This is a genomic window from Alteromonas sp. KUL49, assembly GCF_006538345.1.
In the GTDB taxonomy this organism is placed as follows: Bacteria; Pseudomonadota; Gammaproteobacteria; order Enterobacterales; family Alteromonadaceae; genus Alteromonas.
Genome location: NZ_BJKL01000001.1, coordinates 552,551 through 578,493 on the forward strand (window position 1 = coordinate 552,551; position 25,943 = coordinate 578,493).

The following is a 25,943-nucleotide window of genomic DNA, read 5'->3' on the forward strand; positions in this document are numbered from 1 at the left end:
AAAGCTATCAGGTTTTGTGATGATCAGCTGAAATGTTTATCAAAAGAGTTAAATGAATGCTGTACTACTCGACGGGAAAGTCGAAATATGTGTCTGGGTAAGGTTGAGGCTGATAGCTAAAATGCCACCACTCCATATCGTAATCAGCAAAGCCATGATCAGCCATTACCCGCTTTAATAATTGCCGGTTGGAATATGCATGCTTAGACAATGGAGAATGTTCAGTATTAGACAAAGGGTCAAACAAATCATACGGGCCCCCCATATCGAGTTCTTGCCACTCACCGTGTTCATCAAGTGCTACTAGCGTTAAATCTATTGTGGCACCACGACTATGGCCCGATTGTTCAGCGATATAGCCTCCAACAAGCTGATGTTTATCTAGGTTGGGGTAATATTCGCTTTTTGTCCTAATGTCACTTGTGTCTTGTACCCAGCGCATGAAGTGTGAAACCGCCCGTTGAGGGCGATAACAATCAAACACTTTTAAATTCAAGCCCTGCGCCGCTAACGACGTATATACGTTAACTAATGCTTCTGCGGCATCTTTCTGTAAGAGACACTTGGCGGACCTGTAACCGGTAATTGGTGTTCCTACAAAGTTGTTGGCAGTCGCATAGCGAATGTCCATGACTATATTGGGCAGTATGAGATTAACGTCAATAAAGTCATCGGGTCTCTCGGCATTCGCTGAACTCAAAGACACAAATCCTACGAAAGGCAGAATGATTAGTAGGTTGAAGGCGAATTTCATCGCTATTTGTCCCTAAACGTCAGTAGGTTGGGTTAGTTAAGGGTGAACGAAATTGAAGCGAGTGACAATAGTGATATCCACTAGATTCGGGATAGGTGAATTTAAGTGTACTGCGAAAGAGTGAATGTCGCACTGGCAAGGTTTTTGATTGTTCTCAATACATTCGTTTGATAATTCAAAAATTTGACGCTGATTATGCTACCCACAAAAACACTGATATCAAAAATAGAGACACTTTCTAAAGATCTAACGCCAGAGCAATTGACCGGCTTTTTAGATATATTAGATGCCATGGCGGTAATGGTGGAGGAAGCAAGAGCGCTTCCCCCAGTAAATGACGACTGTTCCTCTGAACTCCCTTTGAGTAAAGCGATGCACTAAGGTGCGTTTAATCGTTCAAGAAGGGGAGCGTGTCTAACGCAACGTTCTTTCCTAGATTAAGTACGAATATCGACCCTAAGGCGACTTGCTGCTTTGCCCCAGCGAGTTGGATACCGAGTTGTGAGGCACCCGGTTGAAAATCTTGTTTTGCAGTGCCAGCTAATGCATAGGGCTGCCATTCAGTGGCGATACTGAATCGTCTGCTGAAACTTGGAGTATAGGGCGCACTACCTAATTGAAGCGCCACTTGATCAAAGCGTGCATTGCTCTGAGAGAGTGATTTAGCGAAAAAGAAAACGTAGATCATATCTCCTTTTTCGATATTACTGGCAATGGGTAAAAAACGCGCCTGCGTCATAAGGGTGACGACCTTTTTCGGCTATCGTAATTTCATAAGCTGAGCCTCCCAGCGCATCGCTGTTTGAATTTAACGAGCCTGAAGCTAATGCGCCATAGTGTCCTATGGATTCGGCATACGGCATCGTTAAAATTTGCCCTTCAACGGGAAGTACACTCGATAAGCGAGAATATACAACGTCTATTTCTTGGGGTTTACTCGGCGTTTGTTGTGCTAAAGCGCTTACATTACAACTTAAAAGAAACCCTATTACTAACCACTTTTTCATTTGCATACGTGTTTTCATCATTTTTGATAAAGATGATTACTTCTAGCATTGTGTTAATTTTGTGTAAATGCGGTCGAATTACATCGCCGAATTCCTGCTACAAAACACAAGAATTCGCCGATTTTGTTTCATCTCGAATGATGCTCTCTGAGGTTAACTTTATTGCTTTGTGAGGAGGCTTTATCAGAAGAGAAGGAAGTAGATTGATGATCCTCACCCCATCGTACCTAACGCGGGGTGAGGAAAAGCCACGTTATTCCGGCTGTCTAATGGCAGGTTGCAGAATTTTGTTGTGTAGCAAAATATTACGTTTCAGTTCGCTTGGTTGAGTAATACTGATGAGCCCTTCAGTACTTGACGTTGCTACTGGTTGTGTAGGTGTTGCGCTGATTGTTGCAGGGCAGGTGCCAGAGCTAATGTGCTCGAGTGCTGCAGCAAGCATTCCTTCACTTGGATCGCCTAATGCTGAGGTAAAGTCATCAGCAACGACACAGCCAGGTAGTTCATAGTCGAAATTTGGCGAGGCTGTTGGGATAAAGCCGTCAGAATAGGCTCCAAAACCTTTCTCATTAATGCCTTGGAACTGAATAGTGAAGTAGGTTTCACCACAGTTATCGGTTGGATAAAAACCATAGGGCTTTCCGCACGTGGTAGTACCAATTTGCACCACTTCAACATCGATGCCTCGTAATGCATTCATCACCGATTCACTCGCAGAACAGGTGCCTCCCGTGGTGATAACATATACCCGAGTGAGTTCAGGGCTAGGTAATCGAGTATTTAAAAATACTCCCGCATCGTAATCTATTTCTAAATCGTAAAATGGGGTAGGGCTTATTGTACGTCCCGTGACAGGGTTAGTAGTTGGGTGTTGGTCGTTGAACTCTAAGGTTTCGAAAATCATCCCGTTCGTCTGATTTGCACCAGCAACCATGTAAGATACTTGCGATGCCAATGCAAGTAGACCGCCGCCGTTATATCTCAAATCAATAACCAACTCAGATACATTCTCGTCAACAAAAAGGTTAAATGCATCGATAAGATCCGACTGGGCGGTACGAATGAATGTATTAAATTGGAAGTAGCCAACTCTGTCGCCACCAGACTCTATAACGGCAACATTTTGCACTGGTGACACTTCGATATCTGCGGAAGTGACGTCTACAGCAACTTCGGTGCCATCGAGTAGCTCAAACTCTAAACTTGCTGTTTGTCCATTTTCGCTAGGGAATAAACCATTGTTTATTACATCTACACCCGCTTGGGTGTTGTTGTTAACAAAGTCTATACCATCGACTGAAATAAGCTTTGCACCACGAGGGATGCCGGCAAGGGCAGCAGGAGAATTTGGCTCTGTATATCTCACTATCAGTTCTCTTGGCGGTGCTGAGCTGACAAATTCCCACTCAAAACCGTAACCAGAGGACACTCCAGTTTGTGCCAACGCATTGTACTCTTCAGTCGACTGTGAAAAGTGGAAGTTATCTTTTGATGAACCACTTGGAGTTAATGCGTTAGTTTTAAGCTGTGCGAAATAGGCGTCGACCGTGAAGTTGTTGGGATCATTGTCGTCGACTTCGTCGTACCAAAGATAGGTATTATTGGTCCATGAGCGAAGAAACAGTTTTTCCTCGAGTGCAGAACCTTGTTGGTCTGGGTAAGCTTCACCTGAGAACGGATCTATACCTGTTCGAGGTACTTCGCACTGAGCGAAAAACTCAGCTTCTGGTTCGAACTGCCCTGCTACCCAGGTAGGTTCCGTTGGCGCTGGGTCAGGTGTAGGTGTAGGTGTTGAGGTCGTTGAATTGCCACCGCCTCCCCCGCCACATGCACTGAGTGATAGCACGCACGCTACCATTGAAAGTTTGACTAATCCATTAATGCTCATCGTAAAATTCCTTTTAATAAACGTGAAAGACAACAATACATACTCAACTACCTATTCGTACTTGTTGATCTATATATGACCATACAAGTGTGAAAAGTTCACCCTCAATATTACGGATAAGACCATTGTTAATCGTATTTTCTTTCGATATTTTAGGGTATTACCTTTTTATTAAAAATTGTAAGGATTCACTTAACATGAGGTTTCCTAGTAAATTTTTGTACCTAATTTGTCTGTTAAGTATGAATTCATGGGGTAGCGACATTGACTGCGGCAACAACGAGCAAGCCAGAGCATTAGCTAGCTTGATTTTGACTGACGATAATCAGCAACGAAAAGAGCTCCGTTGTAATCGACTCTTAAGCCAAATCGCGGTTGAAAAAGCACAACTCATGGCGCAGAGTGAGCTTGTAATGCATAACCTCGGGGGGAGTCCCAATAATAGACTGAGAGAGGCAGGATATAAACTTCCCTCGTATTACGGCGCCTCATTTTCAAATCAAGTTGAGGCTATCGCCGGCGGTTACACTGATGCTGAATCGGTGTGGCGAGCCTTTAAACGTTCTAATGACCATCGGCAGCATTTGCTCGGAGAATTACCCTTTTACTTGGAGCAGGATGAACTAGGTGTCGCTTTCTTAAAAGATCGAGAAACTGCTTATGTCGAGTATTGGGTCGTGTACTTAACAAAAGGTTATAGCCCCGACCAAACCGTTGTATTTACTGCTGAGCAAATTCCAAATAAGAGTGAGTTGATTCTTCAACCTTATGATAATCATCAGGAACAGTAGCGATTAATCAATCACATTTGATACCTGCTAACTGAAACTATTTACGCTCATTCCAATGTGGAAACAATTGCTTGCAAATGTGTTGAACTAAAGTCTAACGCTGAGCTAAAAATCGAGTAGAATATCACCAATTGATATTTTGGAGCCGTTATGTTCGCATTGATGCAGTCTGTTAGAAGCCGTCTTCACAAACAACCATTTTGGATTGCCATCGTGATTGTTGTTGCAATAATCGCATGGGTGGCTTCTGGTTCTAATGCTACTGAAGCTAGTAGTCAAAACTCAACCACTGCGACACAGCAAGACTCTGTCGCTAAAGTTCGTATTGAAGCTATGCAGGCTTACCCAGTCAATCGTGACGTTTCTCTATACGGGCGCACTGAGCCTGACCGTATGACAACTCTGCGGGCGGAAGTTAAGGGCACTGTGGTAGAAGTGCTTGCTCTAGAAGGCCAATTCGTCAAAGCCGGGCAACCACTGGTAAAACTAGACGGCAACGATCTCTCTCAGAGGCTGCGTTCAGCGAGAGCGTTACTCGCACAAAGAGAGATTGAGTTAGAGGCCGCGACGTCTCTTGATCAACAAGGGTTTCAATCAAAAGCTAATTTAGCAGGCGCTAAAGCTAACGTTGAATCAGCAAAAGCAACCGTTGAAGGGTTGATACTTGCCATCGAAAACTTAGTAATTTCGGCGCCTTACGACGGCGTACTAAATGAGCGTTTTGTCGAGGTCGGCGATTTATTGAAAGATGGTGACCAAGTTGCCACTGTGGTTGATCTTGATCCGCTAGTCGTGGTTGCTGATGTTACCGAAAGCTACATTCACCAGTTGTCTATCGGTCAGATGGCCAGTGGCAGGATGGTCTCGGGTGATGTGCTTAAAGGTACAATTCGCTACATATCAAGTACTTCAAACGTCGGTACCAATACGTTCAAAATCGAAGTCAGTGTGCCAAACTCAGACTTATCTTACATGGCCGGTATGAGCACTGAGCTATCCATTCCTTTAGAGCAGACATGGGCTGTGAAAATTACGCCAGCAGTGATGGCGCTAGACGAACAAGGCAACCTAGGTGTTAAAACTGTTGTCGACTCACGAGTACGTTTTGTACCTATTGACGTAGTTAAAAGCGATAGCGAGGGAGTATGGCTTGGTGGTCTTGGAGAGCGAGCAGATATAATAACGCTAGGTCATGGTTACGTTAGAGACGGTGATATTGTTGAAGCCAGTTACGCCGATGGCAGCGAGTAAGGTGTTAATCAATGAGTAATATGATTGCTTCAGCATTAGCTCGCTCAAGAACCATTATGATGGTTTTTGTATTACTGCTCATCTCTGGAACGGTGACTTACGTTAACATTCCGAAAGAATCTAATCCCGACGTACCTATTCCAGTTATCTACGTTTCTATTATACATGACGGTATATCGCCGGAAGACGCTGAGCGCATGTTAGTAAAACCTATGGAGCGAGAGTTGCGCTCCATTGAAGGGATTAAGGAAATGCGTGCCACCGCAGCTGAAGGGCACGCTAACATAACCTTAGAGTTCATAGCAGGCTTTGATTCAAAAGCCGCACTTGCTGATGTCAGAGATAAAGTTACCGTTGCTCGCGCTAAGTTGCCGGAAGATACCGAAGAGCCGACCATTCATGAGGTTACGATGGCTGGTGAGCAAGCTGTAATTACTGTAGTGCTCTCAGGGCCAGTATCTGAGCGAGCCTTGCTAACCTTGAGTCGCGAGCTTAAGAACCGCTTAGAAGGTATGAAAGAAGTCCTTGAAGTGTCAGTGGGTGGCGACAGAGAGGACATGGTTGAGATCATTGTAGATCCCCTACTGATGGAGTCTTATGGCCTTGATCAGAACGACATTTTTAACTTGTTGTCTCGCAATAACAGGCTCGTACCCGCAGGAACTATGGATACTGGAAAAGGGAGCTTTGCGGTAAAAGTTCCTTCCGTATTTGAATCTGTGAAAGACGTGTACGAGCAGCCTATCAAGGTGGACGGTGATCGCGTTATTACCTTCCAAGATGTCGCTACCGTTCGACGTGCCTACAAGGACCCAAGTAGTTTTGCCCGCTTAAATGGTAATGCTTCTATTTCACTTGAGGTGAAGAAGCGCCCCGGTGAAAACATTATCGATACTGTTGCTCAGGTGAAAGCTTTAGTCGCAGCGGCACAAGAATCTGCCCTTTGGCCCGAATTAGTGCAAGTGACTTACACCGGCGATCAAAGTAAAGACATAGAAACCATGTTGGCCGATTTGCAAAACAATGTATCAAGTGCCGTGATATTAGTGGCCATTGTGATTGTTGCCATATTGGGTGTACGCACTGCTACTTTGGTCGGTATTTCCATTCCAGGATCGTTCCTTACTGGCATTCTTCTGCTCTCCATGTTTGGGTATACCATGAATATGGTGGTGCTATTTTCCTTAATCATGGCTGTGGGCATGCTGGTGGATGGCGCCATTGTGGTGACTGAATATGCCGATCGCTGCATGAGCGAGGGTATGGATAGAAAGCAAGCGTATGCTAAAGCGGCTCAACGTATGGCGTGGCCCATTATTGCTTCTACTGCGACCACGCTAGCGGCATTTGCCCCCTTAATGTTTTGGCCTGGCATGATGGGTGAGTTCATGAAGTACTTGCCCTTCACCTTGATAGCGGTATTGTCTGCCTCGTTGTTAATGGCCCTCATTTTTGTACCTACTCTTGGTTCGCTTATCGGTAAGCCTCGCTACGTGACACCTCAAGCACGCAAAGAAATGATGCAAGCTGAGGAAGGCGAAGTAACTTCGCTCTCGGGGTTTACTGGCAAATACGTTCGCACTCTCGCTGTCGCCATTAGACACCCATGGAAAGTACTCGCAGGGGCTATTGTGATTTCCGTATTGTCATATTCTGCATATATCGCCTCAGGTTTGGGTAGCGAATTCTTCCCTCATGTGGACAGCACGGGTGTGAATATAACAGTGCGTACTACAGGTGACCTATCGATCTACGAGAAAGACCAATACGTTCGTGAAGTGGAAAGCCGATTGATGGACATGGAAGAGGTTGAAACACTCTATGCTCGGACGGGCGGTGACAATCAAATTGGTTATATTCGACTTAACTTAGTGGATTGGCAATTGCGCAGACACTCCGATGATGTAATGGAGGAGGTACGCAACAGGCTATCGAATTTGCCGGGGTTAGATCTGGAAATAGCACCTGATGAAAACGGACCTCAACAAGGGAAAGACTTACAAGTAGAATTGTCATCCCGATATCCAGAACTACTCAGTGAGACCGCGCTAACTATTCGCGCGGCGCTTGAGCAAGATGGTCGATTTACCGCAATAGGTGACACGGCGAATAAGCCGGGTATTGAATGGCAACTTAAGGTAGATCGCAGCGATGCAGCACGTTTTGGTGCCGACGCTTCGTTAGTGGGTAATACTGTTCAGTTTGTCACAACTGGACTCAGAATTGGTGAATACCGACCAGATGATGTAGACGACGAACTGGATATTCGCGTGCGATATCCAGTAGACAACCGTTATATCGGTAAACTCGATGATTTGCGGGTAAAAACTCCAACGGGAATGGTGCCTATTTCAAACTTTGTTGAGCGTTCAGCCCAGCCTAAAACCGACGTTATTCGGCATATTGACAGCAAACGAGTTATTAGCGTTGAAGCGAACATGGTTCCGGGTGAACTACTCAGTCTTGCTCTGCCAGAGTTGATGGAAAAACTACCCACATTGGGTTTAGACCCGCGAGTAGACATTACTATTGCGGGTCAAAACGAACAGCAAGAAGAGTCGCAAGCATTCTTGCTCAATGCATTTCTAGTCGCGCTTTTCGTAATGGCAATCATCTTGGTCACTCAATTTAATAGCTTCTATCAAGCGTTCTTGATATTGAGTGCCGTACTGTTCTCTACCGTAGGTGTATTTCTACTGCTCGCTATTGTGCAAAAGCCCTTTGGCGTCGTTATGTCTGGTATTGGTGTGATTTCACTCGCGGGAATTGTGGTAAATAACAATATTGTGCTTATCGATACGTACAATATCCTGCGAAAAGAAGGCTTTCCTGCCATGGAGGCTATCTTGCGAACGGGAGCACAACGTTTGCGTCCGGTGTTAATGACAACGGTCACTACTATACTTGGGTTGATGCCCATGGTGCTCGGAGTCAATATCGACTTTATTGGTCGTAATGTTGAAATCGGTGGGCCTTCTACTCAATGGTGGACACAGTTGGCGATGGCAATTGCAGGTGGATTGACCTTTGCGACTCTGCTCACTCTTGTACTGACACCTTGTATGCTAGCGTTGAAAGTAAATCGAGACAGTAAAAAAGCCATCAAATTGAGTCGTGCTAAAGTAACGCTAGAAGCGGCTTAATTAAGTCGATATGCCATAAAAAAAAGCGGTATTGCATCATGCACACCGCTTTTTTAGTGAGTAATAAATGAGTCACCAAATATTGAGTGACTCAATTACACTTACGCTTTAGACGCTACCCACTCGTTTACTAGTCCTTCAAGCACGTTCAAAGGTACTGGGCCGCTCTTAAGTACAACATCGTGGAATTCAGGTAGGTTAAACTTGTCACCTAGCTTTGCTTTTGCAGCTTCCCGAAGCTCAAGAATTTTCAACATACCAATTTTATACGCCGTGGCCTGAGATGGCATTACGATATGACGTTCTACCATTTTAACTGCATCAGGCTGTGGGTTTGGCGTATTAGTCACGTAATAATCTATACCCTGTTCTCGAGTCCATTGCTTGGCGTGAATACCCGTGTCAACCACTAGGCGGCATGCTCTCCAGAGCTCCATCGCTAGACGGCCAAAGTCTGAATATGGGTCTTCATATAAGCCAATCTCTTTTGGAATTAGTTCAGAATACAATCCCCAACCCTCTGTGTAAGCGGTATATCGACCAAACTTACGGAACATTGGAATACCCTCTAACTCCATGGCGATGGCAATTTGCATGTGGTGGCCAGGAATACCCTCGTGATACGCGAGCGCTTCCATTTGGTAAGTTGGCATATCGCTCATACGGTACAGGTTCGCATAGTAGGTTCCCGGACGTGAACCGTCTGGCGCAGGCTGTTGATAAAAAGCCTTACCTGCCGACTTTTCACGGAAGGCTTCTACCTGTTTAACGATCATATCTGCTTTCGGCTTGACGATAAACAATTCGTCTAGGCGAGACTTCATGTTGTCGATGAGGGCAACTGCCTCACTGATATAGCGCGCTTTACCTTCGTCGGTTTCTTCATAGTAAAACTGCGGATCAACTCGCATAAATTCGAAGAATTCTTGCAGTGTGCCGTCAAACTCTACTTTCTTCATGATTTCACGCATTTCATCATGAATACGAGCCACTTCAGCAAGACCAACTTCGTGAATTTCGTCAGCCGTCATAGATGTTGTGGTTGTGTTGGCCAGTGCGGTGTTGAAGAACTCCTCACCATTAGGGAATTTCCATGCACCATCTCGTGTATCAGCACGCTCTTCAAGTGATTGAAGTGTGGCGATAAGTGACTCGTAAGCAGATTTAAAGCTACCCGCTAGCGCTGTGTTAGCTTCACTAATGAGACGATCTTTTTCAGCTTGCTCGATATCCAGTGCATTGACTTTGCGAGTAAAGTCGGCGAGTAACGTGCTCTCACCGTTATCGTCAAACGGGGCACCGGTGAGAAGGTTTTGGCTGTCAGAAATTACATAAGGATAGACAAATTTAGGCGCAATAATGCCCAATTCGGCCCGCTTCTCTAAGCCAAGGATAAGATCCGTAAATAGTTGCTCTACACCATTCAAACGACTGATGTAAGCTTCTGCATCAGACACATCTGTAATTTGATGTTGGTTGATCAGCAATGAAGGTACCATCGAATGAGTACCAAACATTTGGTTCACAGGATAGTTGTGATAGCGCCATTTGTGGTTAGCAATTTGGTTCTCGAGCTGTTGAACAAACAACTGGTGAGACATGGCGGTTTGTGCATCGAGTTTACTTACATCAATGGTTTTGATTCGGGCTAAGTTATCAAGCGTAAACTGATAGTTTTCTTCTGCGCGAGCTTCGGAAGTATCATCCCACTTATCGTAATCTTGCTTAATTGCCATGTACGTCTGATAAATAGGAGAGCGCATTACGCCTGCCATGAAAATCTCATCAAACATCTGGTTGGCTTTTTGAGATTCGGTAAGCTCTTGAACCTCTTGGGGGGCTGTGGTCTCCGCTGTCGTTTCGGTAACCATAGCAGTTCTCTCTGCACACGCAGACAGGCCAAAGCTGAGTGCAATGGCAATCAGTGAAGGTTTAAATTTCATTTATTATCCCTGGGCATTATTCTAATTTTCAATGACTAACGTGACATTCAAGTAATTGGTATTTTTCTGAGTGGGCTATGTCGAACTATAACGATTTGCCCGCCACGTAGGTCAATTCAATTGTAGCACTATGGACGATAATAGGGAGTGACTTAAGGCTAACTACTGAGACGTGCGACTATTTGCTGATTGCACGGAAATGACATATCGAGTTTGCCTTTAGCCTTTGAGGCTAATTTTCCGTAAACTACGCCACGAGCAAAACAGTATTTAGGAAATTCAATGAAAGAGGTTATTTCGCCGTATTCACCCTCATTTGTGGATGAGATGTGTCGATGGTTGTACTCTTTTGTGTTGGTTCTGTTGATTCCAATTGCTTTCTTTGCGTTGATTCGTCGTGGTGCACTTAGAAATCAGAATCACAACAAACGCCGTTTCGAGCGATTTGGCAGAGTCGCACACCCACAGAAATACAATGGGTATCTGTTCCACTGTGTTTCCGTTGGAGAAGTCGTGGCTGCTTCGTGTGTTATCAAACGTATTATGGAAAGCGAACCCGACACCCAAATAACCATAACTACAACAACGCCAACGGGATCTGCTCGGGTGCGATCTATTTTTGGCGACAAAGTACATCACTTCTATCTGCCATTTGATTTACCTATGGCTATGGCTGGAATGATTAAACGCATTAAGCCCAAAGCAGTGATGATCACTGAAGTCGAGTTGTGGCCAAACCTTATTCACACCTGTTGGAAAAAAGCGATACCTGTTGTAGTAGTAAATGCGAGGATGACCGACCGTTCAGCGAAGAGTTACAGAAAAATTAGTCGATTATTTAGGCCTATGCTGCACAAAGTCACTCACGTTTGTGCTCAGGGGGAGAGAGATTATAAAAACTATCTTTCATTGGGGATAGATGAGAAAAAACTGACGCTGACTAACAATATAAAGTTTGACCAGGTAGGCGCCACGGCCACAGCGAGATCATCATTTATGGGGCTTAACTACGGCGAGCAAAATGTGTTTGTTGCTGGCAGTACCCATGATATCGAGGAGGAAGCTGTTGTTTTAGCTGCTCAAGGGATTCGTGAAAAGGGTAGTCAACTTATTACTGTCATAGTGCCAAGACATCCTGAACGATTTGAAGCAGTGGCCAAGTTACTTAAAAAGATGGGTGAAGATTTCGTACGAACCAGTGAGAGCACATCGTTGACTGATGGAGCAAAAACCATCCTACTCGATGAAATGGGCAAGCTAAATCAGGCATATCAAGTTGCGAATTACGCATTTGTTGGTGGGTCATTAGCGGATAAAGGGGGGCACAATGCGTTGGAGCCTGCGGCGTGGTCGGCACCCATGTTAATGGGACCAAACACCTACAACAACCCTGTTATCTGTGACTTCTTAAGCGAGCGTGGTGCGCTCACGATTGTGTCCTCATGGCAAGAAATGCGAGATAGAATTTTATTGTGGATAGAGGCGCCAGAGAGTGCAATCCGAGCAGGGGGAGCAGGGCGACAGGTACTAGACGAAAATCAAGGCGCGGTTAATCTAACGCTGGAGCAAATAGCAAAAGTAGTGTGATTAGGAAGCATCGAACTAGTGCAACCTTGCACCAAAGTATGGCTTTTCATTTTTAGATCTAAGCAATAATTTCAGGTTATATCTATTAAGCTTTTGAATAATGGTGTTTTTTATTTTTGGCTTGGTGATTGCTATCTAACGACCGACGGCGTAACTCTGGTAAAAATCTAATAAACTAAGTTTCTCTCAAGTGAAACACCAGATTACAACGTTTTCCAGGGAGAGGCACCCTGCCCTATGGTGGGGTGTCGTTCTGCTTTCATTTGCTTCCCCCCTTGTTGAACACACGCTTAACGTGTATTTTGCACAGAATAATAATAATAACTACCTGGTGCTAAACGAAATGAATTTAGGCAAGCAATCCCTCGTTTTTGCTTTGGTTCTCTCTACCGCAGCTTGTTCATCGTTCAACTACAGCAGTGATACGTCACTAACTGTGAGGTCTACTCAACAACTTCCAGCCGTACTCTCTGAATCGTCAGGGCTGTTGTGCGAAGCTGATGGCATAGTGAGTCTCAATGACTCAGGAAATAACCCAGAGCTATTTTGGGTGAACTATGACGGAGCGGTCAGTAATACCGTATCTATACCTGTGACAAACAAAGACTGGGAAGCACTTGCAGCTGATAATCGCTATATGTACGTGGCAGATGTTGGCAACAATCACGGCAAGCGAGATTCAGTACAAATCTACAAAGTATTGAAGTCCGATCCACAGCAAGTGTCGACCATTGAGGTCAGTTATCGCGGCAATAATCCAACGCGCAATACTTCGTACGCACATGATTATGACGCCGAGGCTATGGTGGTTGCAAAAGACCGTCTTCTTCTTTTTTCAAAAAGTTGGAAGACTAAAGTTGCCCACGTATATGAAGTAAATACGCAGCAAAAGAGCCAGACGTTGGTGCCTATTAGCCATATTGAGGGCTTGCCAGGGGTTATTACTGGCGCTGATTTTGATAGCACTGAAGACCGCTTCGTCGTCGTTGGGTATCTTTCCGACCCCTTTGGTAACTTTGATACTTTTATGGCTCACGTCAGCAGTACTTTTGAGGTAATTGAAGTGTGGCCTCTAGAAGGTTTTAAGCAGGTAGAAGGGGTGTGCATTAGCCCATCAGGTAACTACTATTTCTCGCAAGAAGCTATCGATGAACAGCCCGCAACGTTGACCGAAGCCAACGTTACATTGGTGGGCGTTTAAAGTTTAAAGCGCTTCACTTCTGACGATAGTTCATTGGCCAATGAGTCAAGTTGCTCACTGACTGAAACTAGGTTTTTGGTGATGTGCAGTGTGTTCTCACTTGACGCGCTGATGTCGTTGATGTTTCTGCTGATATCCTCAACCACTATACTCTGCTCTTCTGTCGCCGTAGCAACTTGTGTGTTCATGTCGTTGATTACCGAAATTTCATCGAAAATCTTTTGTAATACAACATCAATATCATTCGTTGCTGATACCACAGTATCGGTTTGGGCACGACTCTCAGTCATTTGCGCAATAGCTTGCTGTGAGTCTAATTGAAACTTATCAATTTTAATCTGAATCTCATCTGTGGCAGAAGCGGCTCTTTGTGCCAAACTTCTTACTTCGTCTGCAACAACAGAAAACCCTCTTCCTTGATCACCAGCACGTGCTGCTTCAATGGCAGCGTTAAGCGCCAGTAGATTGGTTTGTTCAGATATGCCTCGTATTGTGTCCAAAATACTACCGATAGCGGCAGTGTGCTCTCCTAACGAATTAATGACATCAGAAACCTCGTTTATCTGTACAGACAGATTCTGAATAGCGCCCACGGCAGTTTCAGTAGCCCTTCGTCCTTCTGTGGTTCTATTGGTAGCTGCAGTTGCATTCTGTGCCGCCTGTGTGGCGGATTGAGCCACTTCGCTTATCGTACTTCCCATTTGAGTCAGTGCCGTTGCAGCTTGAATTGTCTCGTCGCGCTGATGTCTTGTGGTCTCTTCCGTCTGATGAGATTCTGCAGCAACGTGCTTTGCTGAATCTCTCACTGATTCGCTGGTTTTAGCCACAGACGAAATAGTCTCGTGCAAATGTGCTATGAATCGATTGAATCCCTCAACAAGTCTTGCACTTTCCTCTTGTTTGGGTAAATCGATGCGTGTTCTAAGATCTCCTTGTCCTCTTCCCAGTTGCTGAAACATCTCAGCTAGTGATGAAAGAGGCTTTGTCATTGATGCCGCGAGAAATCTTCCCAAAAAGGCAAAGCCAACAGCAATAAGCAACGTCCAGATAATCATTTGGACAGTACTTGAGTTGAGTGCTTCGTAGAGTTCTGCTTCGGGAACTTGAGCGACGACGTACCATCCTGCAGTGTCGACATAGGTACTAGCAAATAGTAATGCTTCACCCTCTGTGGCACTGGTAGTCATTGCAAAAGACTGTTGGTTGAGTAATGTACCTGCAGCTCTTGATCCCATGAGTGAGCTTAACGTAGCGTTGCCCACGACTGAACTATCTGGGTGCGCTATGATATTACCCTTGCCATCAACAAGAAAAACAAATCCAGAGGTTGCGATCTTTACTCTGTTGAGAATAGAGACCAATTCATCAACAGATTTTGCGACGCCAGACATGCCTCTGCCATTTAACTGCTGATAATTGGCGAACAATCTATAGCCCGAATCTGACTCCTTATAAAGGCTCAGGGAAATTGCTTCACCGCTGTCTTTATAAGCGAAGAACCAACCATCATAATTATCGTTCTGTAATGTGCGGAGAAAGCCTTCTTGATTCCAATAGTTGTGAGTTTGACGATCGACAAATGAGGCTACGGTCAAATCATTGAATGCGGTAAGTTCACCAAGATAATCAGTGAGTTGTTGCGAGTCGTTTGGGTTGGTGGTGGCGCTCGACCATGCGAGAATATCTGGGTTTGAAGCAATACTGTGAGCGACGGTAAGCATAACACTTGCTTCTTTATCTACACGATTACCGATTTGTTTGAGTGTAGCGGGGAGTTGTTGAGACTCCACATTTTCTTTAACTAGACTACGAGAGATCAATTGGCTCACTGAACCCACAGAAATCGAAGCAGCTAAAACTGCGATGATCAGAGATAGCGTAATTTGCTTCTTTATACTTAACGCGCTAAATGCCATGACGTATAACCATTTTCAAAATTAAACCGGATAAAACATTGAGCTATTTGTTGGTATAGCTCAAGAATTTACAAAAAGAAAATATATTGTTTACGTTATTGTAATATAACGCTTTTTTGATTTAGAGAGGTATACTGTACGGACATTGACCAGTAGGTCAAGAAAAAGCCACTTACTCTTTGTGAGTAAATGGCTTTGTAGTGATCTTACTACTCGCTATCAGTAGTAGATTCAGGGATCGGGAAGCCCCGATCACGCATTAACGCATCTACACCAGCATCACGGCCTCTGAATAAACGATAAGCTTCAGCAGGATCCATGGCGTTGCGAACTGCAAATAAGTGCTTCACTAACTTGTCGCTCATTTCTTCATCATAGAATCCACCTGGTGCTTCCATAAAGGCTTCAGCAGCGTCAGCGGTAAGTACTTCAGCCCACATGTAGCCGTAGTAGGCAGCGGCATAGCCTTCACCAGAGAATACATGACCAAAGTGAGGTGAGCGGTGACGCATAACGATCTCTTCTGGCATACCGAGCTTCGTTAATTCTTCTCGTTCGAACGTGTCTGGATCGATAACTGCTGGATCGGTGGTATGGTATTTTAGATCCATAATTGCCGATGCCATATATTCAGTGGTTTTAAAACCTTCGTTGAAGGTTGCCGCTGTTTTGATCTTAGCAACGAGATCGGCGGGGATCGGCTCTCCGGTTTTATAGTGAACCAAGTACTGGTTTATGACTTCATCTGTTGTCAACCATCGTTCTAGCAGTTGAGACTGAAATTCAGTGTAATCGCGCACACCAGAATGTGAGGTTGGATATTCAACGTCTGCAGCTAAGAAGTGAAGTGCGTGACCAAACTCATGGAAGTAGGTTTCAGCGTCATCCCAAGAAATAAGTGTAGGTTCACCGTCAGCACCCTTAACGAAGTTAGAGTTATTCGATGATAACACCGTTTGCTTACCGTCAAACGTTGTGTAGGAGCGATAGGTTGTTGCCCAAGCACCAGAGCGCTTGCCTTGACGTGCAAATGGGTCTAAGTACCAAAGGCCAATGTGTTCGCCTGAATCTTTGTCGGTGACTTCCCATACCTGCACATCTTCATGGAATACAGGGACTTTACCTTCCTCTACAGGAGAAAAACTAAAGTTGAACAGTCTTCCTGCTACATAGAACATTGCGTCGCGCAGCTTATCAAGCTGAAGATATTCTTTTACTTCGTTTGAATCTAAGTCGTATTTTGCCTGTCTTACTTTTTCGGCATAGAAACGATAGTCCCAAGGAGCAATAGTAATTTCAGCACCTTCTGCATCTGCGACTGCTTGCATATCGGCGACTTCTTCCTCAACACGAGCTATAGCGGCTGGCCACACTTTCATCATCAGATCCATGGCATTTTCTGGATTTTTAGCCATGCGATCTTCTAAACGCCATTGCGCATAGTTTTCGTAACCGAGTAGCTTAACTCGCTCATCACGAAGCGTAAGGATTTGTTTGATAATGTCGTTATTGTCACGAGCATCACCATTGTCACCACGGTTGTAATAGGTGCGCCATACTTTTTCGCGAAGTTCTCGGTTTGTCGAGTAAGTTAAGAAGGGATCCATTGAAGATCGCGTATTAGTAATAGCATATTTGTCGGGCTCGCCTCGGGTCTCAGCCGCTGCTTTAGCGCCGTTGACAAATGATTCTGGCAGTCCATCCAATTGGTCCGCAGTAATGTAAGTAACGTAACCTTCTTCATCCTCAAGAACGTTGCTTGAAAATTGATTATGTAAGGTCGCTAGCTCTTGGTTGATTGCCGCGTAACGCGCCTTAGCTTCACCTTCCAATGTAGCGCCATTGCGGGCAAAGCTGTTGTAGGTTAGCCATGTAATGCGTTGTTCTTCAGGTGTTAACGTAGCGAGTTCTTCTGATTCGTATACTGCTTTGACACGCTGGAACAATTTCTCATTCTGAGTGATTTCAGAGAAGAATGCTGATAGTGCTGGTGACATTTCTGCGCGAATTGCGCGGAATTCAGGGCTGGATTTGTTTGAGCTCCAAATCCCATAATACGTGAATACACGACCTAGTGCGTCTCCGGCACGCTCCATTTCAACGATCACGTTTTGAAAAGTTGGCGCATCGGGATTGTTGGCAATAGCTTCTATTTCTTCCATATTAAGAGCCATTGCTTGCTCTAGTGCTGGCTTGAGATCTTCAAGATCCATTTGATCAAAAGCGGGGACTCCGCCAAAAGGACCTGCGAACTCTTGTAGCAATACATTTTCAGTTTGCTCAGCAGGTACTGCAACTGGAGTTTCCTCTACAGCAGTTGTGGTTGATTCAGGTGTTGATTGACCTGTGCATCCGCCCAGTGCAACAGCAAGCGCTATTGCGGACAGAGAAGTGTTAATTTTTCCCATGGAATTTCCTGTTGTTTTAGTAACTTAACTATGAGGTCTATTTTTAATGTAATTGCTCACAGTTGAATATATTAGTGCATGCATTGCTCAAGTAAAATGCTTTTGACCTTGATATACATGCACCTAGTCACTAAACGACAATGGCGAAATGGGACGCTACCCAAAAACAACCGTTTTATTCTTATGAATTATCACGCGATCTTCTAGGTGAAAGCGAACACCATGAGCCAATGCGTTCACCTCACAGTCTTTACCTTTTCGCACCATATCACTTGCTGAGTCACTATGACTAATGCGCTTCACATTTTGCTCAATGATTGGTCCTTCATCGAGGTCTTTAGTCACGTAGTGACAGGTCGCACCGATGAGCTTTACACCGCGATCATAGGCTTGTTGATAGGGTTTTGCTCCCGCAAAACTGGGTAGAAAACTGTGGTGAATATTGATCGCTTTTCCTTGAAGCTTTTGGCAAAGATTATCTGGTAGAATTTGCATAAAACGGGCTAGTACTGTCAAATCGATTTTGTACGAATCCAGTAACGTAGCTATTTGATTAAATGCTACTTCTTTGCCCAATGATTTAAAGTCTACCCAGTGGAAAGGAACCTTATACCAATCAGCAAACTGCTTCATTTGGGGGTGATTTGCGATAATACATGGGATATCGCACTGGAGTTCGCCTGTGTGCCAACGATGGAGAATATCAACCAAACAATGAGATTCTAAACTGGCGAGTAAAGCGACGCGCTGTTTCACATTCGAGTCAGTAAGCTTCCAATTCATTTGGAACTCGTTTGCCACTGGGGTAAATTCTTCGAGAAAACTCGAGTAGTCAAGCTTAATTGAGTCTGCTCCAATTTCGTGACGCATAAAAAAGCGGCCGGTTTGCAGATCGGTATGATGGCTAGCTTCTACTATTGTCGCACCATGGTCAGCTAAAAATTGAGATACCCGCGCCACCAGCCCTATTTGATCCGGGCAATCTATTACTAATCGATATGTTTGTTGCATTTACTTTTGGTTAAAGAATGTTGATGACACTCTTTTTAACCATCGCGCACTAGGAAGTAAAGGTTTTGTCGTTAATACACTAGCTCTTTTTGCAATATCAAATAATGTGATAGCGATTTTTAGCCTTCATCGACCATACCGCGCTTAAGTTGTTCTCGAATTGAAAGTGACGAGGTGAGAGACCAAGACTGACGAATGGGGTAGTGAACACCTTGCTTGTCAGAGAAAGATTCAAAGAGATGAAATTTAGTTACCGAACAGGTGATATTTGGCTGGAATAAAGGCAGTGACACGGTGGGTGTAGCTTTTCTCACAAGTGTAACGTGTGGGCGATATTCTCGTTTTTCCACTGCTATTCCCACTTGAGATGCAGCACTAGAGCAAGCAGTAGCCAACGATATCAGTTCATGAGGCAATTCGGATGGTGCCGCAAAAATTATTTTTGGCTTGGCCCAAAATCCGGTGGAATCTAACGTTAAATCAAAACAGCGTTGTTGGATGTTACCAAGAGCGATACATAGCGCTTCATGCTGTTGAGGGCTGATGTTGCCAGTAAAACAAAGGGTAATGTGAAAATTCGCTGTAGGTACCGCATAAGGCATATATGAGGTGTTTTGATCTTTGCGCCTTTTATCTTGCTTAGTCCAGTTATTACGCAGTTTATGGGAGGCTACTTCGGGCAGTGCCTTTTGTCTCCATGCGTCAAGATTCAATTTTTCATGGGGCAATAAATCTATGCCAATAAAACTGCGCATGTGTCTCCCTCCAAACGTTGGCTTTACCTTAAAATAGAAGAAAGCATTGAGCAACACTCAATGGTCTCAATATTGTGGACATAGTTTTCAATAGATTAACGAGTTAGGTAACCGAGTGTGTATGTGGTTAATGACGTGCTTAAGAACAGTGTTATTGAAGACGAACCTGCTCAGTATGCAAACCTTTGTTCTATCCAATAAAAAAGCCAGTGCATATGCACTGGCTTTGGACTTGGTTTTGTATCGTAGTCTAACGGATGTTGTGCGTCGTTTAAGACTTCACTTTGCGGCTTACAGCGAAGCCGATAAGCAACAAACCGAATGCTGCCAGAGAAGTAGGCGCAGAAACAGTCACCGCTGGAGCGGTAGAGTAGGTGTATTCAACTGTAATTTCACCCCACGCAGCTGTTGTGAACGAGTTTGTAAACAAGCCTGTTCCACCGTCAACGTCGTTTGTAAATGCTGTGTTAGCAAGAGCAGTGAAAACGAAGTCTATAGTTCCAGCAGTAACGAATGAGGCAAGGCTAGTCGCTGTCAATGAACCATCAATTTGGCCAGTTGAAAGACCGTAAGAGAAGGTATCATCTGCAGTTGCAGGGATTAGGTCAAACGTACCAGTTGGCGCACTTTCGTCATTCAGAAACGAATTGATTGGGTCAGCAGCAACAAACGTGAAGGCGTTCGTGAATGCAGAGCTAACTTCGAATGGCAAAATCATCGTAACGTCGATCTCAGCACGACCGTTTGACACACTAATGTTTTGCGACGAGCCTGTACTATTCAGCTGAGCTGAAACGCTGATTGCAACGTTCGTTAGCGTACCAAGAGCAGAATCAAACCCTTGGATTTGTAGAGTTTCAGAGAATAAACCGCTCAAAGTTACGTCAGTTGAACTACCCTGAGTACCGAACGAATCTGTGAAACTAATTACGGCAGCCGAAGCATTGAATGTGGTCACAAGTAAGCTTGTAATTAGTAATTTTTTGAACAAGTTTTTCATAACTATTTCTCTAAAAGTTCCGTTGGAGGAATACGATAAAAATGATACATAAACTAATAGTTACTTAGCAATTACCGATCCAACTTTTTAAATTGTTGATTTAAAAAGAGTTTGATTATTTTCATGAAACGCGACAAACCATAGCGTAAAATATTCTGACAATAAAAACATGTCTAGCGCCGCTCTTTGTTGATAATGTGGTTTAAAATGACGCTAATAACCCATGAGTTTATGCATAAAATGAAATCACAATCGATAGTTTCACAATGAATACTAGCCTTTCCCATCTTCCTGCGTATTCTCTAGTTGATCCGATCGCAAGTGCGATCCCTTCGACTAATGTTGTGATCAGTGCACCGCCCGGGGTAGGTAAATCAACAGTGCTCCCTTTATCGTTATTGGATCTAGAGATCAAGGGAAAGATCTTGCTTCTTCAACCGCGTAAAGTGGTGGTTAGAAATCTTGCCAGTTACCTTGCAAATCTCCATGGAGATAAGATCGGAGAGACGATCGGTTACCGGATGAGGGGGGAATCAAAGTCGGGATCAACCACTCGTTTAGAAGTTGTCACAGAGGGTATTCTTGTCAATATGATCCAGCGGGATCCGGAGTTGTCTGGTATCGGAGCAATCATTTTTGACGAGTTTCACGAGCGCAGCCTCAACAATGATTTCAGTTTAGCTTTATCAATAGACGTACAGAACGCTTTTCGGCCTGATTTGAGGCTCGTGGTTATGTCGGCGACATTAGACGTAGACCCTTTGAGTTCGCTTTTGGCATCACACTGCGATTTACCAATAACACAATTGCATATAGAAGGTAGGGCTTTTCCAGTTGCCGTTTACTATCAGAAAGATACTCCTCCTCAAGAAACCATAAAGAGCGTAACTAAAGTCGTGGTTCAAGCACACGATAAACACGAAGGGGATGTGCTAGTATTTTTGCCCGGTCGGGGAGCCATCGAACGGGTTCAACGAGAGTTGAAATCAACGTCGATTAAAGCTGAAATTCATACGCTGTACGGTGCACTGTCAAAAGATAAGCAACAGCTGGCGATAGTACCGAGCGAGAATGGACTTCGAAAAATTATTCTTGCCACTAATATTGCTGAGACCAGTCTGACAATAGAGGGTATAAAAGTGGTAGTTGATAGCCTCCTCGAGAATAAAGCGTCATATTCTCATAGCAGTGGGTTTACCCAGCTTACCATGCAACGGATTTCACAAGCTTCCGCTATACAAAGAATGGGGCGAGCAGGTCGGTTGAGCGAAGGCCACTGCTATCGACTGTGCAGCCAGAGTACGTTTGAGCGTTTGGACAAATTCACTGCGCCAGAAATAGAAACGAGCGATCTGGCCTCATTTGTATTAAATACCTTAAGTTGGGGAACGACACCAAGCGAACTAGCATTGCTGTCTCAACCTAGTCAGGGATCGCTATCTTCGGCTTATACTGTACTTGAAAGCATAGGTGCGATTAATGATGAGGGACACATAACTCGTTGGGGGCGAGCAATCGCCAAGTTACCATGTCATCCAAAGCTCGCGAATATGATTCTTATCTGTGGACAGGGGGCCGATGGCCTTTCCGCTGAACAGGTAAGTTCAATGAAAGTCGCTGCTGCGTTTGTTGTTGCAATGGCTGAGGAAATAGTTTCTGACTCAGATCATCTTTTTGCTATGGATGCTCTGCTATCGTTGCCACAGCACTCGATTAAAAGATTGACTACACAGGCGAGAAGATATGCTCGGTATCTGGGTATATCTGCCGAGTCAATCGACCGCCATTCCCTTGATGATTATGCTCTTGCCGCATGTATTGCCATTGCATTTCCTGAAAACATAGCACTCAGGCGAGAAGGCTCTGGAGAACAGCAGTCTTTCAAACTTGCAGGAGGGAAGGGGGCTATTGTAAATCGTCACACACTAACCTCTGCAGACAAGTGGCTCGCTGTATTGGATGGACAACAGCGTCTCGGTGATGTGACCATTAGCTTGGCTCAGCCTATTGAACAGTCGCTTCTCGAATTACTGTTTCCCGCGCAATTCAAGCAACATAAAATGGTTACGCTGAATTCTCAAACCCATGTTATGGAATATCGCCTAGCTAAAAGATTCTTTGCTATAGAGTTAGAAAGTATGCCCGCTTCGGGCGAGGAAAAAAGTGAAAACACGAACTATTGGAACGAGGCTACAGTAAAAGGTTGGGGACAGTACCTTAGTGAACTCCCCTTTGATAGATGGCCATTGCAATCAGGTACTTTGCAATGGTGGAATCGAGTGAAGCTAGCATCAAAGTTAGCACTCCCCCAGAACGAGGCTTACGACGAACCTACGCCTTGGCCAGATTCGATTCAAAGTCTACTGCCTGAGGCAATTGAAATGTTACGTGATAAGTTAGCTAAATGCGTCAACGTTAAACAACTCGAAAAAGTAGATTGGCATTCTGCGCTAAATAACACGCTCACGTGGCCACAACAGTCAGCATTAAAGTCGCTGCTTCCAGAGTATATTGATACTCCCAATGGGAGAAAAATTAAACTTCGATACGAGAGTGATGGACGGGTGATTGCGTCTACTAGACTTCAAGATATGTTCGGTCAGCAAGCGCCTGTCACTATAGCGCTTGGTAACATTACAGTAATGTTTGAGTTGCTCTCACCAGCAAGAAGACCACTACAAACCACATCTGACCTCGGCGCATTTTGGCAAGGTAGCTATAAAGAGATTCAAAAAGAAATGAAAGGTCGCTATCCCAAACACAATTGGGATCTGCCTGATTAATTTGGAACAGCTAATAAATAAGGTGTAAAAATGTGTGCTTTGTTATTTACTAACTAACCACACGCTCTTAACCACTAACCTAGCTTGTAGCCCTTTATATTCAAGACCTTCGGTCTGACCACTAAAAAAAATAACTGTAAATTAAATGTTAAGTGTATAAATTTAATACGCTTTTTGAGAGTGCTGTTTAGTGCGATAAAAAATTGTCCGACCTTGGTCTTATTTAGCTATTGTCATCATTTGGTTATACATGCTTAATAGAGTGGTTATTTGAAAAATTGGACGAAAAAGTGAAAGGGTTTTGCTTTTTCGGTGTGTTCAATCAAATTCCATTTCCATTCAGAAGGGGTAGTGCTTTGCCCATGGTCCGGAGTTTGTGCAATGCAGATTCTGGTTTCCGTTGTTCAGTGAAAATGCCAGGTGGGCGCTATGTCGACTGGTTTGGGCTTACGTACAACATATGAGGGAAACAGCATGAACAGAGTAGCACTTGTCACTGGTGGCACCAGAGGAATTGGGGAAGCAATTTGTATTGCACTTAAAGATGCTGGCTATACAGTTGTGGCAAACTATGGTGGGAACGATGCAGCAGCACAGGCGTTTACAGAGAGAACAGGTATTCCTGCTTTCAAATTTGATGTCGCCGATTTTGAAAAAACGTCATCGGCTATTAGTCAGATAGAGAATGACTATGGCCCCGTTGATATTCTTATCAACAATGCGGGAATTACCCGCGACGGTACTATGCACAGAATGGACTTTGCGCAATGGGACGCCGTTATCCAAACTAACTTAGCGTCTTGCTTCAATACAGCTCGCTCTGTCATTGAGGGAATGCGTAAGCGCGGATTCGGTCGTATTGTCAATATTGGTTCTGTTAATGGTCAGGCTGGGCAATATGGTCAAGTAAACTACGCGGCCGCAAAATCAGGTATTCATGGTTTTACTAAGGCACTCGCATTAGAGTGTGCATCTAAAGGAATTACCGTTAATGCTATTGCTCCGGGTTACGTAGATACAGACATGGTACGTGCAGTACCAGAAGACGTATTAAAGAAAATTATTGCCACTATTCCTGTAGGTCGTCTGGGTAAACCAGAAGACATTGCCAATAGTGTCATGTTTTTGATTGATGACAATGCAGGCTTTATGACAGGTTCTACATTATCAATCAATGGCGGTCAGCACATGTATTAATGTGTTTTTGAACTGCAGCTTCGTGTCAGTGGTATCACACTGACACGATTGCTTGTCTCTAGCTCACAACATTGAGAGCGCGCATGATATTCATGCTAGGGAAACCATCAGCCACCAGATTGTTCGCAATTTGATAGTTACGTATTCCTTCTCGCGTCGCTGGGCCAATAATGCCGTCAGGCTTTCCTACATCGAAACCAAGTGCATTGAGTTTTCTTTGTAACGAGATGATATCTGTCCGACTGTATGCCGGAAGCTCAGGAAGTGGACGAGTGATCCCTGATGCACCAGCTATCTTATCGGCCAACACACCCACCGCAATGGCGTAAAATTCAGAGTTGTTCCATCGCATGATGACTCTAAAATTTGGATAGGCGATAAATGCTGGCCCTTCGTGACCCGCTGGCACAATCACATAGCCTTGAGTGTCACTTTCTCCAAGCATACTACCATCAGCTTTCGTTAACCCCATTTGACTCCAGTCAGTGATCGCTCGCCGTTGACGATAGCCTGAGCTTTGATAATCAAAATTTTCTGGAAGTACAACTTCACGACCCCAACGAAAGCCAGGTTTCCACCCTAAGTTAGCGAGAAAGTTGGCTGCTGAGGCGAGGGCATCTTCCTCACTTGCCCATAAGTTGATCTGACCGTCGTTGTCACCATCAATGGCGTAGTGTGTGTAAGCAGAGGGCATAAACTGCGTATGTCCCATCGCACCGGCCCACGAGCCCACCATTTCCTCTTTGGACAGTGACTCTCTTTCGAATAACGCAACTGCCACTAAAAATTCCTGAGTAAAGTAAGTGCTTCTTCTTGGGTCGCAGGCAAGTGTTGCCAATGAATCAAGGACAGGCATCTTCCCTTTGTATGTGCCAAAGTTAGTTTCAAGGCCCCAAAAGGCAAGTAAATAGTGAGGGGGAATACCGTATTTGTCATTAAGCTGATTTAACAGGTCACGGTGTTTGCCAAACATTGCCTTACCTTTATCAGTGCGCCATTGAGTGACTCGCTTGGTAAAATACCCAGGAAAAGTTTGGACAAATTCCGGCTGGCTGCGATCGAGTTCGATTACCCGGGGCTGGTAGGTCAATGAAGGGAAAATAGCATCAATCGTTTGCTGTGACGCACCTTGTGCTATCGCCTTCTCTTGAAGGTTAACTTTACACTCGGCAAACTGTTCGGCTTCGTCAGCAAATGCCGTAGAAATGAATACCTGACTAATGAAGGAAAATAGTACCGCTTTTTTTGCGGCTGTTAATAATGAAGGCATAGCAAATTCCCTTAAAGAAGAAACTCCATGCTATATCA

At 44.4% G+C, this 25,943-nt stretch carries 19 protein-coding genes; 8 read left to right on the forward strand and 11 right to left on the reverse strand.

The window, feature by feature from the left end; all coding sequences use genetic code 11:
* Positions 1-64: 64 nt before the first annotated feature.
* Complete coding sequence (locus EYS00_RS02300; protein ID WP_130634951.1) at positions 65-754, reverse strand: M15 family metallopeptidase; 690 nt, start codon at positions 752-754, stop codon at positions 65-67.
* Between the two features lie 195 nt (positions 755-949).
* Here EYS00_RS02300 and EYS00_RS02305 point away from each other — a divergent pair, with 195 nt between their 5' ends.
* Positions 950-1,135 carry a hypothetical protein gene (locus tag EYS00_RS02305; protein ID WP_242618619.1) on the forward strand — a complete coding sequence of 62 codons (186 nt, stop codon included), beginning with the start codon at positions 950-952 and terminating at the stop codon, positions 1,133-1,135.
* Between the two features lie 7 nt (positions 1,136-1,142).
* On the opposite strand, the gene EYS00_RS02310 is transcribed toward EYS00_RS02305, so the two are convergent.
* The 3 genes from EYS00_RS02310 to EYS00_RS02320 form a co-directional block, all read right to left on the reverse strand.
* Positions 1,143-1,493, reverse strand: a complete 351-nt coding sequence (locus EYS00_RS02310) for a hypothetical protein (protein WP_130634952.1) — start codon at positions 1,491-1,493, stop codon at positions 1,143-1,145.
* Complete coding sequence (locus EYS00_RS02315) at positions 1,459-1,761, reverse strand: hypothetical protein (RefSeq protein ID WP_130634953.1); 303 nt, start codon at positions 1,759-1,761, stop codon at positions 1,459-1,461. Before EYS00_RS02315 ends, EYS00_RS02310 begins: the two co-directional genes overlap by 35 nt.
* Positions 1,762-2,014: 253 nt before the next feature.
* The gene (locus EYS00_RS02320) at positions 2,015-3,649 is read right to left on the reverse strand and encodes a S41 family peptidase (protein WP_130634954.1); all 1,635 of its coding nucleotides are present in this window, start codon (positions 3,647-3,649) and stop codon (positions 2,015-2,017) included.
* Positions 3,650-3,891: 242 nt separating this feature from the next.
* Between EYS00_RS02320 and EYS00_RS02325 the strand changes: the two genes are divergently transcribed.
* From EYS00_RS02325 to EYS00_RS02335, 3 genes are all read left to right on the forward strand, one after another.
* A complete protein-coding gene (locus tag EYS00_RS02325; RefSeq protein ID WP_130634955.1) occupies positions 3,892-4,440 on the forward strand; it encodes a CAP domain-containing protein in 549 nt (182 codons plus the stop codon).
* Positions 4,441-4,590: 150 nt separating this feature from the next.
* Complete coding sequence (locus tag EYS00_RS02330; protein WP_130634956.1) at positions 4,591-5,691, forward strand: efflux RND transporter periplasmic adaptor subunit; 1,101 nt, start codon at positions 4,591-4,593, stop codon at positions 5,689-5,691.
* An 11-nt stretch (positions 5,692-5,702) separates the two neighbouring features.
* Complete coding sequence (locus EYS00_RS02335; RefSeq protein WP_130634957.1) at positions 5,703-8,834, forward strand: efflux RND transporter permease subunit; 3,132 nt, start codon at positions 5,703-5,705, stop codon at positions 8,832-8,834.
* Positions 8,835-8,935: 101 nt separating this feature from the next.
* On the opposite strand, the gene EYS00_RS02340 is transcribed toward EYS00_RS02335, so the two are convergent.
* Positions 8,936-10,777 carry a DUF885 family protein gene (locus tag EYS00_RS02340; protein WP_130634958.1) on the reverse strand — a complete coding sequence of 614 codons (1,842 nt, stop codon included), beginning with the start codon at positions 10,775-10,777 and terminating at the stop codon, positions 8,936-8,938.
* A 282-nt stretch (positions 10,778-11,059) separates the two neighbouring features.
* Here EYS00_RS02340 and EYS00_RS02345 point away from each other — a divergent pair, with 282 nt between their 5' ends.
* Together EYS00_RS02345 and EYS00_RS02350 are read left to right on the forward strand one after the other, a co-directional pair.
* Positions 11,060-12,364, forward strand: a complete 1,305-nt coding sequence (locus tag EYS00_RS02345; protein WP_130634959.1) for a 3-deoxy-D-manno-octulosonic acid transferase — start codon at positions 11,060-11,062, stop codon at positions 12,362-12,364.
* 343 nt (positions 12,365-12,707) lie between these two features.
* Complete coding sequence (locus tag EYS00_RS02350) at positions 12,708-13,565, forward strand: hypothetical protein (RefSeq protein ID WP_130634960.1); 858 nt, start codon at positions 12,708-12,710, stop codon at positions 13,563-13,565.
* Here EYS00_RS02350 and EYS00_RS02355 read toward each other — a convergent pair.
* From EYS00_RS02355 to EYS00_RS02375, 5 genes are all read right to left on the reverse strand, one after another.
* Positions 13,562-15,481, reverse strand: a complete 1,920-nt coding sequence (locus tag EYS00_RS02355; protein ID WP_130634961.1) for a methyl-accepting chemotaxis protein — start codon at positions 15,479-15,481, stop codon at positions 13,562-13,564. The two genes, EYS00_RS02350 and EYS00_RS02355, sit on opposite strands and share 4 nt — an antisense overlap.
* Before the next feature lie 209 nt (positions 15,482-15,690).
* A complete protein-coding gene (locus EYS00_RS02360) occupies positions 15,691-17,889 on the reverse strand; it encodes a M3 family metallopeptidase (RefSeq protein ID WP_130634962.1) in 2,199 nt (732 codons plus the stop codon).
* Between the two features lie 156 nt (positions 17,890-18,045).
* A complete protein-coding gene (gene purU, locus EYS00_RS02365) occupies positions 18,046-18,900 on the reverse strand; it encodes a formyltetrahydrofolate deformylase (RefSeq protein ID WP_130634963.1) in 855 nt (284 codons plus the stop codon).
* Between the two features lie 119 nt (positions 18,901-19,019).
* Positions 19,020-19,655 (reverse strand): RNA 2',3'-cyclic phosphodiesterase, encoded by a 636-nt coding sequence (thpR, locus tag EYS00_RS02370; RefSeq protein ID WP_130634964.1) that lies wholly within the window; start codon positions 19,653-19,655, stop codon positions 19,020-19,022.
* Between the two features lie 271 nt (positions 19,656-19,926).
* Positions 19,927-20,655, reverse strand: a complete 729-nt coding sequence (locus EYS00_RS02375) for a choice-of-anchor E domain-containing protein (protein ID WP_130634965.1) — start codon at positions 20,653-20,655, stop codon at positions 19,927-19,929.
* A gap of 266 nt (positions 20,656-20,921) precedes the next feature.
* Here EYS00_RS02375 and hrpB point away from each other — a divergent pair, with 266 nt between their 5' ends.
* Both hrpB and phbB read left to right on the forward strand, forming a co-directional pair.
* Positions 20,922-23,438 carry an ATP-dependent helicase HrpB gene (gene hrpB, locus EYS00_RS02380; protein WP_130634966.1) on the forward strand — a complete coding sequence of 839 codons (2,517 nt, stop codon included), beginning with the start codon at positions 20,922-20,924 and terminating at the stop codon, positions 23,436-23,438.
* 474 nt (positions 23,439-23,912) lie between these two features.
* Positions 23,913-24,635 (forward strand): acetoacetyl-CoA reductase, encoded by a 723-nt coding sequence (gene phbB / locus EYS00_RS02385; protein WP_130634967.1) that lies wholly within the window; start codon positions 23,913-23,915, stop codon positions 24,633-24,635.
* 58 nt (positions 24,636-24,693) lie between these two features.
* On the opposite strand, the gene EYS00_RS02390 is transcribed toward phbB, so the two are convergent.
* On the reverse strand, positions 24,694-25,905 hold the full coding sequence (locus tag EYS00_RS02390) for a lytic murein transglycosylase (RefSeq protein ID WP_130634968.1): 1,212 nt from the start codon (positions 25,903-25,905) through the stop codon (positions 24,694-24,696).
* Positions 25,906-25,943 lie beyond the last annotated feature (38 nt).

Coding starts and splice junctions, on each gene's coding strand:
- EYS00_RS02300 (WP_130634951.1), bottom strand. CDS start 754: ATGAAATTCGCCTTCAACCTACTAATCATTCTGCCTTTCGTAGGATTT.
- EYS00_RS02305 (WP_242618619.1), top strand. CDS start 950: ATGCTACCCACAAAAACACTGATATCAAAAATAGAGACACTTTCTAAA.
- EYS00_RS02310 (WP_130634952.1), bottom strand. CDS start 1,493: ATGACGCAGGCGCGTTTTTTACCCATTGCCAGTAATATCGAAAAAGGA.
- EYS00_RS02315 (WP_130634953.1), bottom strand. CDS start 1,761: ATGAAAAAGTGGTTAGTAATAGGGTTTCTTTTAAGTTGTAATGTAAGC.
- EYS00_RS02320 (WP_130634954.1), bottom strand. CDS start 3,649: ATGAGCATTAATGGATTAGTCAAACTTTCAATGGTAGCGTGCGTGCTA.
- EYS00_RS02325 (WP_130634955.1), top strand. CDS start 3,892: ATGAATTCATGGGGTAGCGACATTGACTGCGGCAACAACGAGCAAGCC.
- EYS00_RS02330 (WP_130634956.1), top strand. CDS start 4,591: ATGTTCGCATTGATGCAGTCTGTTAGAAGCCGTCTTCACAAACAACCA.
- EYS00_RS02335 (WP_130634957.1), top strand. CDS start 5,703: ATGAGTAATATGATTGCTTCAGCATTAGCTCGCTCAAGAACCATTATG.
- EYS00_RS02340 (WP_130634958.1), bottom strand. CDS start 10,777: ATGAAATTTAAACCTTCACTGATTGCCATTGCACTCAGCTTTGGCCTG.
- EYS00_RS02345 (WP_130634959.1), top strand. CDS start 11,060: ATGAAAGAGGTTATTTCGCCGTATTCACCCTCATTTGTGGATGAGATG.
- EYS00_RS02350 (WP_130634960.1), top strand. CDS start 12,708: ATGAATTTAGGCAAGCAATCCCTCGTTTTTGCTTTGGTTCTCTCTACC.
- EYS00_RS02355 (WP_130634961.1), bottom strand. CDS start 15,481: ATGGCATTTAGCGCGTTAAGTATAAAGAAGCAAATTACGCTATCTCTG.
- EYS00_RS02360 (WP_130634962.1), bottom strand. CDS start 17,889: ATGGGAAAAATTAACACTTCTCTGTCCGCAATAGCGCTTGCTGTTGCA.
- purU (WP_130634963.1), bottom strand. CDS start 18,900: ATGCAACAAACATATCGATTAGTAATAGATTGCCCGGATCAAATAGGG.
- thpR (WP_130634964.1), bottom strand. CDS start 19,655: ATGCGCAGTTTTATTGGCATAGATTTATTGCCCCATGAAAAATTGAAT.
- EYS00_RS02375 (WP_130634965.1), bottom strand. CDS start 20,655: ATGAAAAACTTGTTCAAAAAATTACTAATTACAAGCTTACTTGTGACC.
- hrpB (WP_130634966.1), top strand. CDS start 20,922: ATGAATACTAGCCTTTCCCATCTTCCTGCGTATTCTCTAGTTGATCCG.
- phbB (WP_130634967.1), top strand. CDS start 23,913: ATGAACAGAGTAGCACTTGTCACTGGTGGCACCAGAGGAATTGGGGAA.
- EYS00_RS02390 (WP_130634968.1), bottom strand. CDS start 25,905: ATGCCTTCATTATTAACAGCCGCAAAAAAAGCGGTACTATTTTCCTTC.